Source organism: Pseudomonas sp. Leaf59, from assembly GCF_920984685.1.
Taxonomy (GTDB): Bacteria; Pseudomonadota; Gammaproteobacteria; order Pseudomonadales; family Pseudomonadaceae; genus Aquipseudomonas.
Map to the genome: position 1 here is coordinate 115,626 of NZ_CAKLBR010000016.1, position 16,036 is coordinate 131,661.

At 62.3% G+C, this 16,036-nt stretch carries 11 protein-coding genes; 6 read left to right on the forward strand and 5 right to left on the reverse strand.

Translation table 11 applies throughout. From position 1 onward, the window contains the following. Positions 1-17: 17 nt before the first annotated feature. The 3 genes from LUB09_RS17455 to LUB09_RS17465 form a co-directional block, all read right to left on the reverse strand. Positions 18-1,262 carry a lipoprotein-releasing ABC transporter permease subunit gene (locus LUB09_RS17455; protein ID WP_209990150.1) on the reverse strand — a complete coding sequence of 415 codons (1,245 nt, stop codon included), beginning with the start codon at positions 1,260-1,262 and terminating at the stop codon, positions 18-20. Between the two features lie 62 nt (positions 1,263-1,324). Continuing rightward, positions 1,325-2,008 carry a lipoprotein-releasing ABC transporter ATP-binding protein LolD gene (lolD, locus tag LUB09_RS17460; protein WP_167325114.1) on the reverse strand — a complete coding sequence of 228 codons (684 nt, stop codon included), beginning with the start codon at positions 2,006-2,008 and terminating at the stop codon, positions 1,325-1,327. Positions 2,009-2,015: 7 nt separating this feature from the next. Next, positions 2,016-3,266 (reverse strand): lipoprotein-releasing ABC transporter permease subunit, encoded by a 1,251-nt coding sequence (locus tag LUB09_RS17465; RefSeq protein ID WP_209990145.1) that lies wholly within the window; start codon positions 3,264-3,266, stop codon positions 2,016-2,018. Between the two features lie 94 nt (positions 3,267-3,360). On the opposite strand from LUB09_RS17465, the gene LUB09_RS17470 reads away from it, so the two are divergent. Together LUB09_RS17470 and LUB09_RS17475 are read left to right on the forward strand one after the other, a co-directional pair. Next, a complete protein-coding gene (locus LUB09_RS17470) occupies positions 3,361-3,939 on the forward strand; it encodes a PilZ domain-containing protein (protein WP_231423187.1) in 579 nt (192 codons plus the stop codon). A gap of 44 nt (positions 3,940-3,983) precedes the next feature. After that, positions 3,984-4,706: a glycerophosphodiester phosphodiesterase gene (locus LUB09_RS17475; protein ID WP_231423188.1), complete on the forward strand. Its 723-nt coding sequence runs from the start codon at positions 3,984-3,986 to the stop codon at positions 4,704-4,706. 42 nt (positions 4,707-4,748) lie between these two features. Here LUB09_RS17475 and sthA read toward each other — a convergent pair whose 3' ends face one another. Continuing rightward, the gene (gene sthA / locus LUB09_RS17480) at positions 4,749-6,143 is read right to left on the reverse strand and encodes a Si-specific NAD(P)(+) transhydrogenase (RefSeq protein WP_057009571.1); all 1,395 of its coding nucleotides are present in this window, start codon (positions 6,141-6,143) and stop codon (positions 4,749-4,751) included. A 214-nt stretch (positions 6,144-6,357) separates the two neighbouring features. Between sthA and LUB09_RS17485 the strand changes: the two genes are divergently transcribed. Continuing rightward, positions 6,358-6,891, forward strand: coding sequence for a chalcone isomerase family protein (locus tag LUB09_RS17485; protein ID WP_231423189.1), 534 nt, complete (start codon positions 6,358-6,360; stop codon positions 6,889-6,891). A 180-nt stretch (positions 6,892-7,071) separates the two neighbouring features. Here the strand turns inward: LUB09_RS17485 and LUB09_RS17490 are convergent, their stop codons facing one another. Then, on the reverse strand, positions 7,072-8,535 hold the full coding sequence (locus LUB09_RS17490) for a glyceraldehyde-3-phosphate dehydrogenase (RefSeq protein WP_032870509.1): 1,464 nt from the start codon (positions 8,533-8,535) through the stop codon (positions 7,072-7,074). Positions 8,536-8,875: 340 nt separating this feature from the next. On the opposite strand from LUB09_RS17490, the gene mfd reads away from it, so the two are divergent. The 3 genes from mfd to LUB09_RS17505 are packed head-to-tail and all read left to right on the forward strand — an operon-like array spanning position 8,876 to position 15,618. After that, complete coding sequence (gene mfd / locus LUB09_RS17495) at positions 8,876-12,325, forward strand: transcription-repair coupling factor (RefSeq protein WP_231423190.1); 3,450 nt, start codon at positions 8,876-8,878, stop codon at positions 12,323-12,325. A gap of 11 nt (positions 12,326-12,336) precedes the next feature. After that, on the forward strand, positions 12,337-12,903 hold the full coding sequence (locus LUB09_RS17500; protein WP_209990132.1) for a CsiV family protein: 567 nt from the start codon (positions 12,337-12,339) through the stop codon (positions 12,901-12,903). Between the two features lie 9 nt (positions 12,904-12,912). Further along, on the forward strand, positions 12,913-15,618 hold the full coding sequence (locus LUB09_RS17505) for a DEAD/DEAH box helicase (protein WP_209990128.1): 2,706 nt from the start codon (positions 12,913-12,915) through the stop codon (positions 15,616-15,618). The last annotated feature ends 418 nt before the right edge of the window (positions 15,619-16,036 follow it).

The following is a 16,036-nucleotide window of genomic DNA, read 5'->3' on the forward strand; positions in this document are numbered from 1 at the left end:
CTCCCACAATGATCGAATCAGGAATATCTCAAGGCATGCGCCGGCTCGATTTTCGCCGCCCGGTACGCCGGGTACAGCGTGGCCAGAAAGCTCAATACAAACCCCGCCGTGCAGATCAGCAGCACATCCCCACCTTGCAGCTCCGAGGGCAGGTTGCTGACAAAATACACGTCCGAACTGAAGATATGCTGCCCGCTCACCCGCTCCAGCCAGCCCACCAGCTCGCTTACATTAAGCGCGGCAATCACCCCCAGCACGCCGCCGATCAGGGTGCCGACAATCCCGATGACCGTGCCCTGCACCATGAAGATCGCCATGATCTGCCGTGGCGTGGCGCCAATGGTGCGCAAAATCGCAATGTCCGCGCCCTTGTCGTTCACCACCATGATCAGGGTGGCAATGATGTTGAACGCTGCCACGGCGACGATCATCAGCAGCAACAGGCCGATCATGGTCTTTTCCATTTTCATCGCACTGAACAGGCTGCCCTGGGTGTGAGTCCAGTCATCCGGTTTGTAGGCCGCACCGAGACTGGCGGCGATATCGGCCGAGACCTTGGGCGCCGCATACAAGTCCTTTACCGCCAGGCGCACGCTTTGCACCTGATTGGGTTGCCAATGCTGGATCTCGGCGGCGTCGGCCATATGGATCAACGCCATGGAGCCATCCAGCTCGGCACCGACCTTGAAGATACCCACCACGTTCAAGCGCTGCATGCGCGGGGTGATGCCGCCGGGGGCGGTACTGATTTCCGGCACGATCAGGGTCAGTTTGTCGCCCACGTTCAGGCGAAAGCGCCGCGCGGTGATGTCACCGATCACCACGCCGAACTCGCCGGCCTTCAAGTCGTCGAGTTTGCCGCGCACGATGTGCTGGGCCACGATCGACACCTTGCCTTCCTGTGCCGGGTCGACGCCGCTGATCTCGATCGGCTGCATGGCGCCCTTGTAGGAAAACATGCCGTCCATCTGGGTGAAAGGTACGGCAGCGGTCACTTCAGGATTCTTCATCGCCGCCGCTGCCACCGGCCGCCAATCGTCCATCGGCTTCACGCCGACGATGGTGGCGTGGGGCACCATGCCGAGGATGCGTGAGCTCATTTCACGCTGGAAACCGTTCATCACCGAGAGCACCACGATCATCGCCAGCACGCCCAGGGCGAGGCCGATCATCGAGGTCATCGAGATAAACGAGACAAAACGGTTGCGGCGCTTGGCGCGGGTATAGCGCGTGCCGATGAAAATCGATAACGGTCTGAACATTAGCGGGCACCGTCTGAAAAAATGAAAAAGCCCGGCACGTGAAGCACCGGGCCTGAAACGGGTCAGATGGCGACCAGATGACCTTCCTGCAGATGCAGCACGCGATCCATCTGGCGGGCCATGCTCATGTCATGGGTCACCACCAGGAACGCGGTGCGCATCTGGGTGCTCAGTTCCAGCATCAGGTCCTTGATGCCCTGGGCGGTGTGGGAGTCGAGGTTGCCGGTGGGCTCGTCGAGCATCACCAGTCCCGGGTTGTTGACCAGGGCGCGGGCAATCGCCACACGCTGGCGCTCGCCGCCGGACAACTCGGCCGGTTTGTGCTCCAGGCGATGGCCGAGGCCCACGCGCTCGAGCAAGGCCTTGGCGCGCTGGCGTGCTTCGGGGATCGCGGTCTTGCCGATCAGCAGCGGCATGCACACGTTCTCCAGCGCGGTGAATTCCGGCAGCAGATGGTGGAACTGGTACACAAAGCCCAGCGAGCGGTTGCGCAACTGGCCACGGGCCTTTTCACCGAGGGCCGACAGTTCTTCGCCAGCCAGCCATACGCTGCCCTTGGACGGCGTATCAAGGCCGCCCAGCAGGTTGAGCAAGGTACTTTTGCCCGAGCCGGAACTGCCTACGATCGCCACGCGCTCGCCCGGATGCAACTCAAGTTGCAGGTTGGACAGCACCACCACCGACTCCGGGCCTTCCTCGTAGGATTTGCCCAGGTTGCGGCAGCTCAGGATTGCTTTTTCACTCATGCCCGATTCACTCATAACGTAAGGCCTGTGCTGGCTGGGTACGTGCCGCGCGCCAGGCTGGATACAGGGTGGCAAGAAAACTCAGGACCAACGCGGCGCCGCCCACCATCAACACGTCCTGGGCCTGAACCTGGGACGGCAGGTAGTCGATGAAGTAGACGTCGGCGTTGAGGAACTTGTGACCGAGCACTTTTTCCAGCGCGGCAATCGCGGCGCTGACATTGAGCGCGGCCAGGATCCCGACCGCCGTGCCGATCAGGGTGCCGACCACGCCGATCACGGTGCCCTGCACCATGAAGATCGCCATGATCTGCCCCGGCGTGGCGCCGAGCGTACGCAGGATCGCGATATCGCCCTTCTTGTCATTCACCACCATCACCAGGGTGGAGATGATGTTGAACGCGGCCACGGCGACGATCAGCAGCAACAGCAGGCCGATCATGGCTTTTTCCATGCGGATGGCTTGATACAGGTTGCCATGGGTACGGGTCCAGTCGCGCGCGTAGTACTCGGACTCGCCCAGATGTTGGGCAATTTCCCAGGCGCCGCGCGGCGCATCGAACAGGTCGTTGAACTTGAGGCGCAGGCCTTGCACCTGATCCGGCTGCCAGCGATGCAGGCGCGCAAGATCGGTGAGGTTGGTAAGGCCCAGGTAACCGTCGATCTCGCCGGCGCCGACGTGGAAGGTGCCGATCACGGTAAAGCGCTTCATGCGCGGGAACATGCCGGCCGGGGTCACGGTCACTTCCGGCGCGACGAAGGTGAGCTTGTCGCCGACGCCCACGCCGAGCTTGGCCGCCGCCTTGTCGCCGATCACGATACCGAAGCTGCCGGGAGCCAGGTCGTCGAGTTTGCCCTGCAACATGAACTTGTCGATGATCGACACGTTGCGTTCCTGAGCCGGGTCGACGCCATTGAGCAGGATTTTCTGCACCTTGCCGTCATGGGTCAGCAAGCCCTGCATCTGGGTAAAGGGCGCTACGGCCAGCACCTTTGGGTTCTGCTTGACCCTGGCGGCCAGGCTTTGCCAGTCGCTAATCGGTGCATCGCCCTCGATGGTCGCGTGGGGCACCATGCCCAGCACGCGGGTGCGCATCTCATGATCGAAGCCGTTCATCACCGACAGCACCACGATCATTACGACCACGCCCAGGGCGAGACCGATCATCGAGGTCAAGGAAATGAACGACACAAAATGATTGCGACGCTTTGCACGGGTATAACGCGTGCCGATAAATACGAAGAGAGGTCTGAACATGTCGGGGCTTGTTCGGAGGAAAAGAAGACGTCCCGGTGGCGGGGGCTGGTCAGCAGCTTTACACTCAGACCATTGCCGCTAACTGGGGTTCGCCATGTCGACATTAGATGAAGAAGAGCGCCGCGAATACTACCGTATCGACGACATGATCGCACTTCAAATCAAAACCTTGTCGGCCCCCGAAGCGGCGGGCAAGGAAGTGTTGCTGGATGATTCGCCGCTGTTCAATCTGCTCAGCGAACTGCACCTCAGCGAATTCGAAGCCCAGCACCTGCTGCGCCAACTGAGCGAGAAGGATCGCACCCTCGCCGCCTTCCTGCGCGTGCAGAACAAACGTCTGGACCTGCTCAGCCAGATCATGGCGCGCGGCCTGCTCGATGAAGTCGGCGCGCCGCAGCCGGTGATCATCTCCGAGGGCGGCATCGACTTCCATCACCCGGCCCCCGTGGCACCCGATTCGCACCTGGCGGTCAAGCTGGTGCTGATGCCCCAGGCGCTCGGCCTGCTGCTGCGTGCGCGAGTCACCCAGTGCACGCCACAGGACGACGGCTTTGAGGTGGCCACGCAATTCGAATCCATGACCGATGCCCAACGCCAATTGCTGGCACGCTACATCCTGCAGAAACAGGCGCAGGAACGCCGCCTGGCGCGGGAACAAAGCGACGACCTCTGACTACGAATTCACTACGCCAGCCACCCTGGCGCAAAGGAGCAACTGTGACCCTGATCTACGGCCATCGCGGTGCCAAAGGCGAAGCACCGGAAAACACCCTGACCAGCTTTCAGGAATGCCTCAAGCACGGCGTACGCCGCTGCGAACTGGACCTGCACCTGTCCATGGACGGCGAGCTGATGGTCATCCACGACCCGACCCTCAAGCGCACCACCGACCGGCGCGGCAAGGTGGTCGAGTATTCAGCGGCGGACCTGGTGAAAATGGATGCGCGCAAAGGCGGACCCGGCTGGGTGAAGCCGTGCCCGATCCCGCGCCTGGAGCAGTTGTTCGAACAGTGCGATTTCGATCATTGGCAACTGGAAGTCAAAAGCGCCTCACGCACCCGCGCCGCGACCACCGTGCTGGCGATTCGCGAGATGGCCGTGCGCTTTGGCGTGATGGACAAGGTCACCGTCACCTCAAGCTCGCGGGAAGTATTGAAAGCGGCGGTGGACCTCACCCCGGACCTGTCACGCGGGCTGGTGGCCGAATACGCCTGGCTCGATCCATTGAAGGTCGCGCAGAACTACGGCTGTGAGTACCTGGCCTTGAACTGGACACTGTGCACCCCTGAACGGCTGGAAAAAGCCCAGCGCCAGGGTTTGCACGTGTCGGTGTGGACAGTCAACGAACCTGCGCTGATGCGCAGGCTCGCCGACTTCGGCGTAGATAGCCTGATTACAGACTTTCCCGGTTTGGCCACTGCCACCCTCGGGAATTACTGAAATCGGTCTCCCCGGCCGGCTCAGGCCACCGGCCGGAGCCGCTCAAAAAAGCCGGTTGAGGCCGTCGTAAGCGGCTACCCGATAGGCTTCAGCCATGGTCGGGTAGTTGAACGTGGTGTTCACAAAGTACTTGAGGGTATTTTGCTCACCCGGCTGACTCATGATGGCCTGACCGATGTGCACGATCTCCGAGGCCTGGTAGCCGAAGCAGTGCACGCCGAGCACTTCCAGGGTCTCGCGGTGGAACAGGATTTTCAGCATGCCTTGCGGCTCACCGGCAATCTGCGCCCGCGCCATGCTCTTGAAGAACGCCTTGCCCACTTCGTAAGGCACCTTGGCCTTGGTCAGCTCGTGCTCGTTCTTGCCGATCGAGCTGATCTCGGGAATCGTGTAGATCCCGGTCGGCACGTCGTTCACATAGCGCCAGCTGCCGTTGTCTATAATGCTGCCGGCGGCCGAACGACCCTGGTCGTGCGCCGCACTGGCCAGACTCGGCCAGCCGATCACGTCGCCGGCGCCGTAGATGTTCGTCACGCAGGTGCGGTAGTTCTCGTCCACTTCGATCTGGCCACGGCTGTTGACCTTGACCCCGATGTTTTCCATGCCCAGCTTGTCGGTGTTGCCGGTACGGCCGTTGCACCACAGCAAGGCGTCGGCCTTGATCTTCTTGCCGGACTTGAGGTGCAGGATCACCCCGTTGTCCAGGCCTTCGACCCGCTCGTACTCTTCGTTGTGACGCACGGTGATGTTGTTGTTGCTGAAGTGGTAGCTCAACGCCTGGGAGATTTCCGAGTCGAGGAAGCTGAGCAACTGGTCGCGGTTGTCCACCAGCTCGACCAGCACACCCAGGCCGCTGAAGATCGAGGCGTATTCACAGCCGATCACACCGGCGCCGTAGATGATCAGCTTGCGCGGGGTATGGCCCAGGCTCAGGATGGTGTCGCTATCGTAGATACGCGGGTGGTGGAAATCGATGTCCGCCGGGCGGTATGGGCGCGAACCGGTGGCGATGATGATGTGCTTGGCCACCAGCTTCTCGACCACGCCATTGGCGCAGACCACTTCGACGGTCTGCTCGTCGGCGAAGCTGCCGGTGCCGAAAAACAGGTCGACGCGGTTACGGGCGTAAAAGCCGGTACGCGAGGCCACTTGTTTAGCGATGACTTTTTCGGCGCTTTTCAACACGTCCGGGAAGGAGAACCAGCGCGGCTCACCAATGGCCCGGAACATCGGGTTGGTGTTGAACTGCATGATCTGGCGGACCGAGTGACGCAAGGCCTTGGACGGGATGGTGCCCAGGTGGGTGCAGTTGCCGCCGACCTGGCGACGGCTGTCGACCATCGCCACCTTGCGCCCCGCTTTGGCGGCGTTCATTGCCGCGCCTTCTCCAGCCGGGCCGGAACCCAGTACCACCACGTCGTAGTTGTAGACAGCCATGCGTACTCCTCAGAACAGGCCAGGCGTACGGTTGGACGCCTGGCTAAATCATGCCGCGGCCAGCGGTCATGAAGGACAATTTGGCTCAAGTGTGTGAACCGGGGCACAGTCTATAGAAGGCTCACCGCCGCGCACATTAACCCTTGGTCGCGTCGTAGGCCAGTCTTGCCATACTACAGCACCCAAATCAGCGCTGAATTCAGGAAGGGCCATTATGCGACAACTCTTTATCTGCTTGATGCTCATGCTGTCGATCACCGCGCACGCCAACGATGCCGACCGGCTCAGGCAAGCGGCTTTCCGGCCGCAGGTCGAGGGGCTGGTGCTGAAAAATCAGGCGGTGCTCAATTATCTCTGGGCGGATGTGTATGCGGCTGCGCTGTATGCGCCAGCGGATTCGAGCGCAAGGCAAGCCTGGGATCAGCAGAAAGCGCTGCGCCTGGAGCTCTATTACTTTCGCGACATTGACCGCAATGATGTGATCAAGGCCGCCACGGCTACCCTCGAGCGCCAGCAGGCCAGCGCCCGGTTAAAGCCGGCGCTGGACAAGTTGCACGCCAGTTTTCGCACTATCCGCAGCGGCGATCGCTATGCACTGGATGTTCGACCGGGACGCGGTTTGAACCTGGAGATCAATGGCAAGGTGGTGTTCAGCAGTCGCGATGAGGCGCTGGCGAAGGCCTATCTGGGCATCTGGCTGGCGCCCAAGGGCTTGTCCGACAGCCTGCGCAGCGCGTTACTCAATTGAGAAGAATGTTGACTGCCCCGCCGCTATCGGGAGCAAGCCCCCTCCCACAGTTTGACTGTGTTAATGCAGTCGAAATGTGGGAGGGGGCTTGCTCCCGATGAGGCCCTCACAAACAACAAAAACTGCCCGCCATAAAAAAGCCCCGAACCAGTCGGGGCCTTTTCATTTCAACACACAGGCTTAACGCGGAAACGCCGGCGGGTTAACCCCGGCCATGTCTTCCATCACGCGCACCACCTGGCAGCTGTAGCCGAACTCGTTGTCGTACCACACATACAGCACAACGCGGTTGTCCTGGCTGATGGTGGCCTCGGCGTCCACCACACCGGCGTGGCGCGAGCCCACGAAGTCGGTGGACACCACTTCCTGCGAGTTAACGTAGTCGATCTGCTTGTGCAGATCCGAGTGCAGCGCCATGTAGCGCAGGTACTCGTTCATCTCTTCACGGCTGGCGGCAGTCTCAAGGTTGAGGTTGAGAATGGCCATCGACACGTTCGGCGTCGGCACGCGGATCGCGTTGCCGGTCAGCTTGCCGGCCAGCTCAGGCAGGGCCTTGGCCGCAGCGGTGGCGGCGCCGGTTTCGGTGATCACCATGTTCAGCGCAGCGCTGCGGCCACGGCGGTCGCCCTTGTGGAAGTTGTCGATCAGGTTCTGGTCGTTGGTGTACGAGTGAACGGTCTCGACGTGACCATTGACGATGCCGAACTTGTCGTTCACCGCCTTGAGCACCGGCACGATGGCGTTGGTGGTGCAGGACGCAGCGGAGACAATCTTGTCGTCAGCGGTGATCTCGCCATGATTGATGCCGTGCACGATGTTCTTCAGCTTGCCCTTGCCGGGCGCGGTGAGGACAACACGGTCGATACCCGGGCAGGCCAGGTGCTGGCCGAGGCCTTCGGCGTCACGCCATACGCCGGTGTTGTCCACCAGCAGGGCATCCTTGATGCCGTACTGGGTGTAATCCACCTCGGACGGGTTCTTCGCGTAGATCACCTGGATCAGGTTACCGTTGGCGGTGATGGTGCTGTTTTCTTCGTCGATGACGATGGTGCCGTTGAACGGACCGTGCACCGAATCGCGACGCAGCAGGCTGGCGCGCTTGGTCAAGTCGTTGTCGGCACCTTTGCGCACCACGATGGCCCGCAGGCGCAGGCCGTCGCCGCCGCCGGTTTTTTCGATGAGGATGCGCGCCAGCAGGCGACCGATCCGACCGAAACCGTACAGCACCACGTCGGTGCCCTTGCGGGCGGCGGCGCTTTGCTGGCCAACCACGTCGGCCATTTCTTCACGCACGAACTGCTCGGCGCTGCGGCCGGCGCCTTCCTTGCGAAATTTGTAGGCCAGTTTGCCGAGGTCGACCGAGGCCGCGCCGAGCTTGAGCTCGCTCATGGCCTTGAGCAGCGGGAATGTTTCGTGGACGGAGAGTTCGCTGTCGTCGGCGGAACGGTGACGCGCAAAGCGATGGGCTTTGAGAATCGCGATGACAGACTGGTTGATCAGGCTGCGGCCATAGATCGAGCTCACCACATTGTTATTGCGGTACAGCTGACCGATAAGCGGGATCATCGCTTCTGCGAGTGCTTCACGGTCGATCCATTCACCAAGACACTGGTCGGGCTTCTGAGTCACGGGAACCTTCCACATGTAGGGGCTGAAAAAAGGGGCTACATTATGTCGTCCGAGTGCGCGATGAGCAATGCGCCAGGGCGAACAAAAACCCCTTGCAAAAAAACACCACCCCGCCACAGCCCTTGAAATACGCGGGTTCCAGAAGGCCACCAGTGGCACACCACGGCCGACTTGTCCGTAACCCTCCGAAATATCCATCGTTTTTGGCACTACATATTGAGTCAAAACCGAGCATTGTTTGTCTTAGCCACTACATTTCCCGAAAACCGCATCAGGCACAGTCAGCAACTGACAGGCGGCACCTCTGGCCGTTACAATTACCGACTTTGTCGCAACGCTTGGAGCTCAACCTTCCGTGCCCGTCCTGCGTCTACCGCTCCTCCCTGCTGCGGCAGGTAAACAGCACTGGGGCAACCTGCCCGGTGCCGCCCTGAGCCTGGCCATTGCCGAGGCTGCCAGCGCAGCCAAGCGCTTTACCCTGCTGCTCACCGCCGACAGCCAGAGCGCCGAGCGGCTGGAGCAGGAGCTGAGCTTCTTCGCACCGGATTTGCCGGTGCTGCATTTTCCCGACTGGGAAACCCTGCCCTACGACCTGTTCTCGCCGCATCAGGACATCATTTCCCAGCGCATTGCCAGCCTGTACCGCCTGCCGGAACTGGCCCACGGCGTGCTGGTGGTGCCGATCACCACCGCCTTGCACCGCCTGGCGCCGACCAAATTTCTGCTGGGCAGCAGCCTGGTGCTGGACATCGGCCAGAAGCTCGACGTGGAACAGATGCGCACGCGCCTGGAGGCCAGCGGCTACCGTTGCGTCGACACGGTGTACGAGCACGGTGAGTTCGCCGTGCGCGGCGCGCTGATCGACCTGTTCCCCATGGGCAGCAAGTTGCCGTACCGCATCGACCTGTTCGATGACGAAATCGAGACGTTGCGCACCTTCGACCCGGAAAACCAGCGCTCCATCGACAAAGTCGACTCGGTCAAGCTGTTGCCGGCCCGGGAGTTCCCGCTGCAGAAGGACGCGGTCACGCGCTTCAAGGCGCGCTTTCGCGAACGCTTCGACGTCGACTTCCGCCGCTGCCCGATCTTCCAGGACCTGAGCAGCGGGATTACCCCGGCCGGTATCGAGTACTACCTGCCGCTGTTCTTCGACGAAACCTCCACGCTGTTCGACTACCTGCCCCAGGACACCCAGGTGTTCTCGCTGCCGGGCATCGAGCAGGCGGCAGAAAACTTCTGGAACGACGTGCGCAACCGCTATGAAGAGCGTCGCGTCGACCCGTCCCGCCCGCTGTTGCCGCCCGCCGAGCTGTTCCTGCCGGTGGAAGACTGCTTCGCCCGCCTGAAAAACTGGCCGCGTGTGGTCGCCAGTCAGCAGGACGTGGACGCCGGCAGTGGCCGCGAGCGCTTCCCCGCCGCGACCCTGCCGGACTTGTCGATCCAGGCCAAAGCCACGCAACCGTTGGAAGCGCTGTCCAACTTCCTCGGCGACTTCCCGGGCCGCGTGCTGTTTACCGCCGAGTCCGCCGGGCGCCGCGAAGTGCTGCTGGAGCTGTTGGAGCGCCTCAAACTGCGGCCGAAAACTGTCGACAGTTGGCCAGACTTCGTCAACAGCCAGGAGCGCCTGGCGATCACCATTGCGCCGCTCGATGAAGGCTTGCTGCTGGACGACCCGGCGCTGGCGCTGATCGCCGAAAGCCCGCTGTTCGGCCAGCGCGTGATGCAGCGTCGCCGCCGCGAAAAACGCGCCGACCACAACAATGATGCGGTGATCAAGAACCTCACCGAGCTGCGTGAAGGCGCGCCGGTGGTGCATATCGACCACGGCGTGGGCCGCTACCTCGGTCTACAGACCCTGGAGATCGACAACCAGGCCGCCGAATTCCTCACCATGGAATACGCCGAGGGCGCCAAGCTCTACGTGCCGGTGGCCAGCCTGCACCTGATCGCACGCTATACCGGCAGCGACGACGCGCTGGCGCCGTTGCACCGCCTCGGCTCCGAGACCTGGCAAAAAGCCAAGCGCAAGGCCGCCGAACAGGTGCGCGACGTGGCGGCCGAACTGCTCGATATCTACGCACGACGTGCCGCGCGCGAGGGCTATGCGTTCGCCGACCCCAAGGCCGACTACGCCACCTTCAGCGCCGGCTTTGCCTTCGAAGAAACCCCGGACCAGCAAACCACCATCGAAGCCGTGCGCGCCGACATGCTCGCGCCCAAGCCGATGGACCGCCTGGTGTGCGGCGACGTCGGCTTCGGCAAGACCGAAGTGGCAATGCGCGCCGCGTTCATTGCCGTGCACGGCGGTCGCCAGGTCGCCATTCTGGTGCCGACCACCCTGCTCGCCCAGCAGCACTACAACAGCTTTCGCGACCGCTTTGCCGACTGGCCGGTGAGCGTGGAAGTGATGAGCCGCTTCAAGTCGGCCAAGGAAGTCAACGCCGCCATCGCCGACCTGGCCGAGGGCAGGATCGACATCGTCATCGGCACGCACAAGCTGCTGTCGGACGACGTGAAGATCAAGAACCTGGGCCTGGTGATCATCGACGAAGAGCACCGCTTCGGCGTGCGTCAGAAAGAACAGCTCAAGGCGCTGCGCAGTGAAGTCGACATTCTCACCCTCACCGCCACGCCGATTCCGCGCACGCTGAACATGGCGGTGTCGGGCATGCGCGACCTGTCGATCATCGCCACGCCACCGGCGCGCCGGCTGTCGGTGCGCACCTTCGTGATGGAGCAGAACAAAAGCACGGTCAAGGAAGCGCTGCTACGTGAACTGCTGCGCGGCGGCCAGGTGTACTACCTGCACAACGATGTGAAGACCATCGAGAAATGCGCCGCCGACCTCGCCGAACTGGTACCGGAAGCGCGCATCGCCATCGGCCACGGGCAGATGCGCGAACGCGAACTCGAACAGGTAATGAGCGACTTCTACCACAAGCGCTTCAACGTGCTGATCGCCTCGACCATCATCGAGACCGGCATCGACGTGCCGAGCGCCAACACCATCATCATCGAGCGTGCCGACAAGTTCGGCCTGGCACAGTTGCACCAGTTGCGCGGCCGGGTCGGGCGCAGTCACCACCAGGCCTACGCCTACCTGCTCACACCGCCGCGCCAGCAGATCACCTCCGACGCCGAAAAGCGCCTGGAAGCCATCGCCAACACCCAGGACCTGGGTGCCGGCTTTGTGCTGGCCACCAACGACCTGGAAATCCGTGGCGCCGGCGAGTTGCTGGGCGACGGCCAGAGCGGGCAGATCCAGGCCGTGGGCTTCACGCTTTATATGGAGATGCTGGAGCGCGCGGTCAAAGCCATCCGCAAGGGCGAGCAACCCAACCTCGATCAACCGCTGGGCGGCGGCCCGGAGATCAACCTGCGCCTGCCGGCGTTGATTCCCGAAGACTACCTGCCGGATGTGCACGCGCGGCTGATCCTGTACAAGCGCATCGCTTCGGCCACCGACGAAGAAGGCCTCAAGGACCTGCAGGTCGAGATGATCGACCGCTTCGGCCTGTTGCCCGACCCGACCAAGAACCTGGTGCGTCTGACCCTGCTCAAATTGCAGGCCGAGCAGTTGGGCATCAAGAAGGTCGACGCCGGGCCGCAGGGTGGGCGCATCGAGTTTGAAGCGCAGACGCCGGTGGACCCGTTGGTGCTGATCAAGCTGATCCAGGGCCAGCCCAACCGCTACAAATTCGAAGGGGCGACGCTGTTCAAATTCATGGTGCCGATGGAACGCCCGGAAGAACGCTTCAATACCCTGGAGGCGCTGTTTGAGCGCCTCATCCCGAAATCTGCATGAAGGACGCCCCCATGCGCCTGTTCCGCATCTTGAGCCTGTTGCTGGTGGTTGTGGCGCCTGCGGCATTGGCCGACAGTCCTTATCAGGTCGAAATGATCCTGGTGCGCCAGAACGCGGAACCGCTGATCAACAGCCGCCCCGCCGCGGAAGACTGGGACGCCGGCGCACCGCGTCTGGGCGAGCGGATGAGCCCGCCGCGCCTGGGCACCATCGTCGACAAGCTGCGCGCCGACTCAAGCTACACGGTGTTGGCGCACAAGGCCTGGGAGCAGAACCTCGGTGAGCAACCGGTAAAAATCGCGATCACCGACGGCGCCGAACAGTTCGGCCAGTTCCCCCTCCAGGGCGTGCTGCGCCTGCAACTGGGGCGCTTTACCGACATCGACGCGGACTTCTGGATCAACCAGTTCGACGCCAACGGCAGCGTGATCGCCAGCGAACACCTGGCCCAGAAAGACGTGCGCACCAAGAACAATCAGCTCAACTACCTGGACGGCGGCCACCTGGCGTTGCTGATCAAGATCACTTCGCTGACCGCCAAGCCCCCCAGTGCGCCTCCGCCGGGCCTTCAGGACTGATCCTGCGCCATGTCCCTGACGCCGTCGTTGACCAAGCCCCTGGCCCCCTCGTGGGCCAACCGCTTCAAGGAGCAAAGCCTGGAGCGCGGCCGGCGGTATGCGCTGGAAAACCGCGTGCGCATCGTCGAATCCGGCGACAGCACCATCGTCGCCAGTTGCGAGGGCTCGGGCGGCAACGTCTATCGCCAGACCATCTCGTTGCGTGAGTCGGCCAAGGGCATGCTGATCCTGGTGGACAGCCGCTGCACCTGCCCGGTCCACACCAACTGCAAACACATCGCTGCGGTGTTGCTCAAGGTCCAGGAAACCCTGGCCTACCCGGCGGCGGTGCAGGACGCCGAGCTGCTGGGTAAATTGCAGGCCGTGCTCGACAACCGCGTGGTGCTGCCGCAGGTGGTGATGGAGGATGTGCTGCCGGTGCCGCGCCTGTGGCTGGCCAGTGTCGAGTTCAGCGCGTTCGAGCCGCGCAACGGCAAGATGCAGCGCTACATCCAGCACCGTGCGGCGTTGTCGTTCAACTACCTGGGCAACTACGTCAGCGGGCAGAAAAACGCCGACATCATCGTGCGCCAGGAAACCCGGAGCCTGCGCATCAAACGCCACCCGGAGCTTGAGCAACCGTATCGCGAGCGCCTGCGCCAGCTCGGTTTCAAGATCGCCACGCGCCAGAGCAAGGCACTGCCGGAAAGCGCCGGCGAACTGTTCGAGATGGTCAACGACAGCGCCTGGCTGAACTTCACCCTCAATGCATCGCCAGGCTTGCGCGCCGAGGGCTGGGAGCTGCAGATCGATGAGGATTTCGGCTTCGACCTGAGCCCGGTAGACGACTGGTACGCCAGCGTCGACGAAGCGCCGGAGCGCGACTGGTTCGACCTGGAACTGGGCATCATCGTCAACGGCGAACGCCTGAGCCTGCTGCCGATTCTGCTGAACCTGATGCGCTCCCACACCGAAATTCTCAACCCGGAGAAACTGGCGCGGCGCCGCGATGAAGAGCTGATCCTGGTGAATATTCCCGGCCTGCCCAACGGCCACGGACCGCTGCAGGTGGCGCTGCCGTACGGTCGACTCAAACCGGTGCTGGCCACCCTCGGCGAGTTCTATCTGCAGGAGCCGGGCACCACCACGTTGCGCCTGGCCAAGGCCGACGCGATTCGCTTGAACCCGTTGCAAGACCTGCCGCTGCAATGGGAAGGCGGCGAAAAGATCCGCAACTTTGCCCAGCGCCTGCGCGACATCAAAGACTTCACCTGCGTCGCGCCCCAAGGCTTGAATGCGACGCTGCGCCCGTACCAGTTGGAGGGACTGAGCTGGATGCAGTCACTGCGCCAGTTGGACGTGGGCGGGATTCTGGCGGATGACATGGGCCTGGGCAAAACCCTGCAAACCCTGGCGCATATCCTTACGGAAAAGGCCGCCGGGCGCCTGGACCGGCCGTGCATGGTGGTGATGCCCACCAGCCTGATTCCCAACTGGCTCGACGAAGCCGCGCATTTCACTCCACAACTCAAGGTGCTGGCGCTGTACGGCGCCGGGCGCAAGAAATATTTCGCGCCGTCGAAGGATCAGAGCCTGCAGGACTACGACCTGCTGCTGACCACCTATGCGCTGCTGCCCAAGGACATCGAACAGCTCGCCGCCCTGCCCTTGCACGTGCTGATCCTCGATGAAGCGCAGTACATCAAGAACCCCAACAGCAAGGCGGCCCAGGCGGCACGCGGGCTGAATGCACGCCAGCGCCTGTGCCTGAGCGGTACGCCGCTGGAAAACCACCTGGGCGAGTTGTGGTCGCTGTTCCACTTCCTGCTGCCGGGCTGGCTGGGGGACGTCAAAAGCTTCAATCGTGATTACCGCGTGCCCATCGAAAAGCGCGCCAGTGAGGTGCGCTTGCAGCACCTCAACGGTCGGATCAAACCCTTCCTGTTGCGGCGCACCAAGGAACAGGTGGCCACCGAATTGCCGCCCAAGACCGAGATCATTCATTGGGTCGATCTCAACGAGGCGCAGCGCGACGTGTACGAAACCATGCGCCTGGCCATGGACAAGAAAGTCCGTGACGAGATCACCCGCAAGGGCGTGGCGCGCAGCCAGATCATCATCCTCGAGGCGCTGCTGAAGTTGCGCCAGGTGTGCTGTGACCTGCGCCTGGTCAACGACGCCAGCCTGCCCGCCCATGGCAGCAGCTCGGGCAAGCTCGACAGCCTGATGCAGATGCTCGATGAGTTATTTGCCGAGGGGCGCAGGGTGCTGCTGTTCTCGCAATTCACTTCGATGCTGAGCCTGATCGAAGTGGAGCTGCAACAGCGCGGGATCGCCTACGCCTTGCTCACCGGCCAGACCCGGGATCGGCGCACGCCGGTCAAGGACTTCCAGAGCGGCAAGTTGCAGATATTCCTGATCAGCCTCAAGGCCGGCGGTGTGGGGTTGAACCTGACCGAAGCCGACACCGTGATTCACTATGATCCGTGGTGGAACCCGGCCACCGAAAACCAGGCCACCGATCGCGCATACCGCATCGGGCAAGAGAAGCCGGTGTTCGTGTACAAGATGATTGCGCGGGGCACGGTGGAGGAGAAAATCCAGCACCTGCAGAAGGAAAAGTCGGATCTGGCGGCGGGCGTACTGGACGGCCGAACCACCGGGGATTGGCAGTTGGGCAATGACGATATTGAGGCGTTGTTTGCGCCGTTGCCCAATAAACAGGAAAAGCGTTGACCGGATAGAGCGGTTCTGTGGCGAGCAGGCTTGTCCTGCGTTGGGCTGCGCAGCAGCCCCAAATCCAGGCGCTGAGCCGTATCAAGTACACCGCGTTTTGCTTGATTGGGGGCGCTTCGCACCCCAACGCGGGGCAAGCCCGCTCGCCACAATAAGCCCACACATTTTCCTTAACTGAACGGCATTAGGGCTAACCCCGCGTTGGGCTGCTAAGCAGCCCCAAAACCAGGCTCCGCGCAGTGTCAGACAGACCGCGTTGTCCTTGATTGGGGGGCTGCGAACCCAACGCGGGGCGAGCCCTAATGCCGTTCAGTTAAGCGCAGATTCCCTGTGGCGAGCAGGCTTGTCCTGCGTTGGGCTGCGCAGCAGCCCCAAAACCAGACGCTGAGCCGTATCAGGTACACCGCGTTTTGCTTGA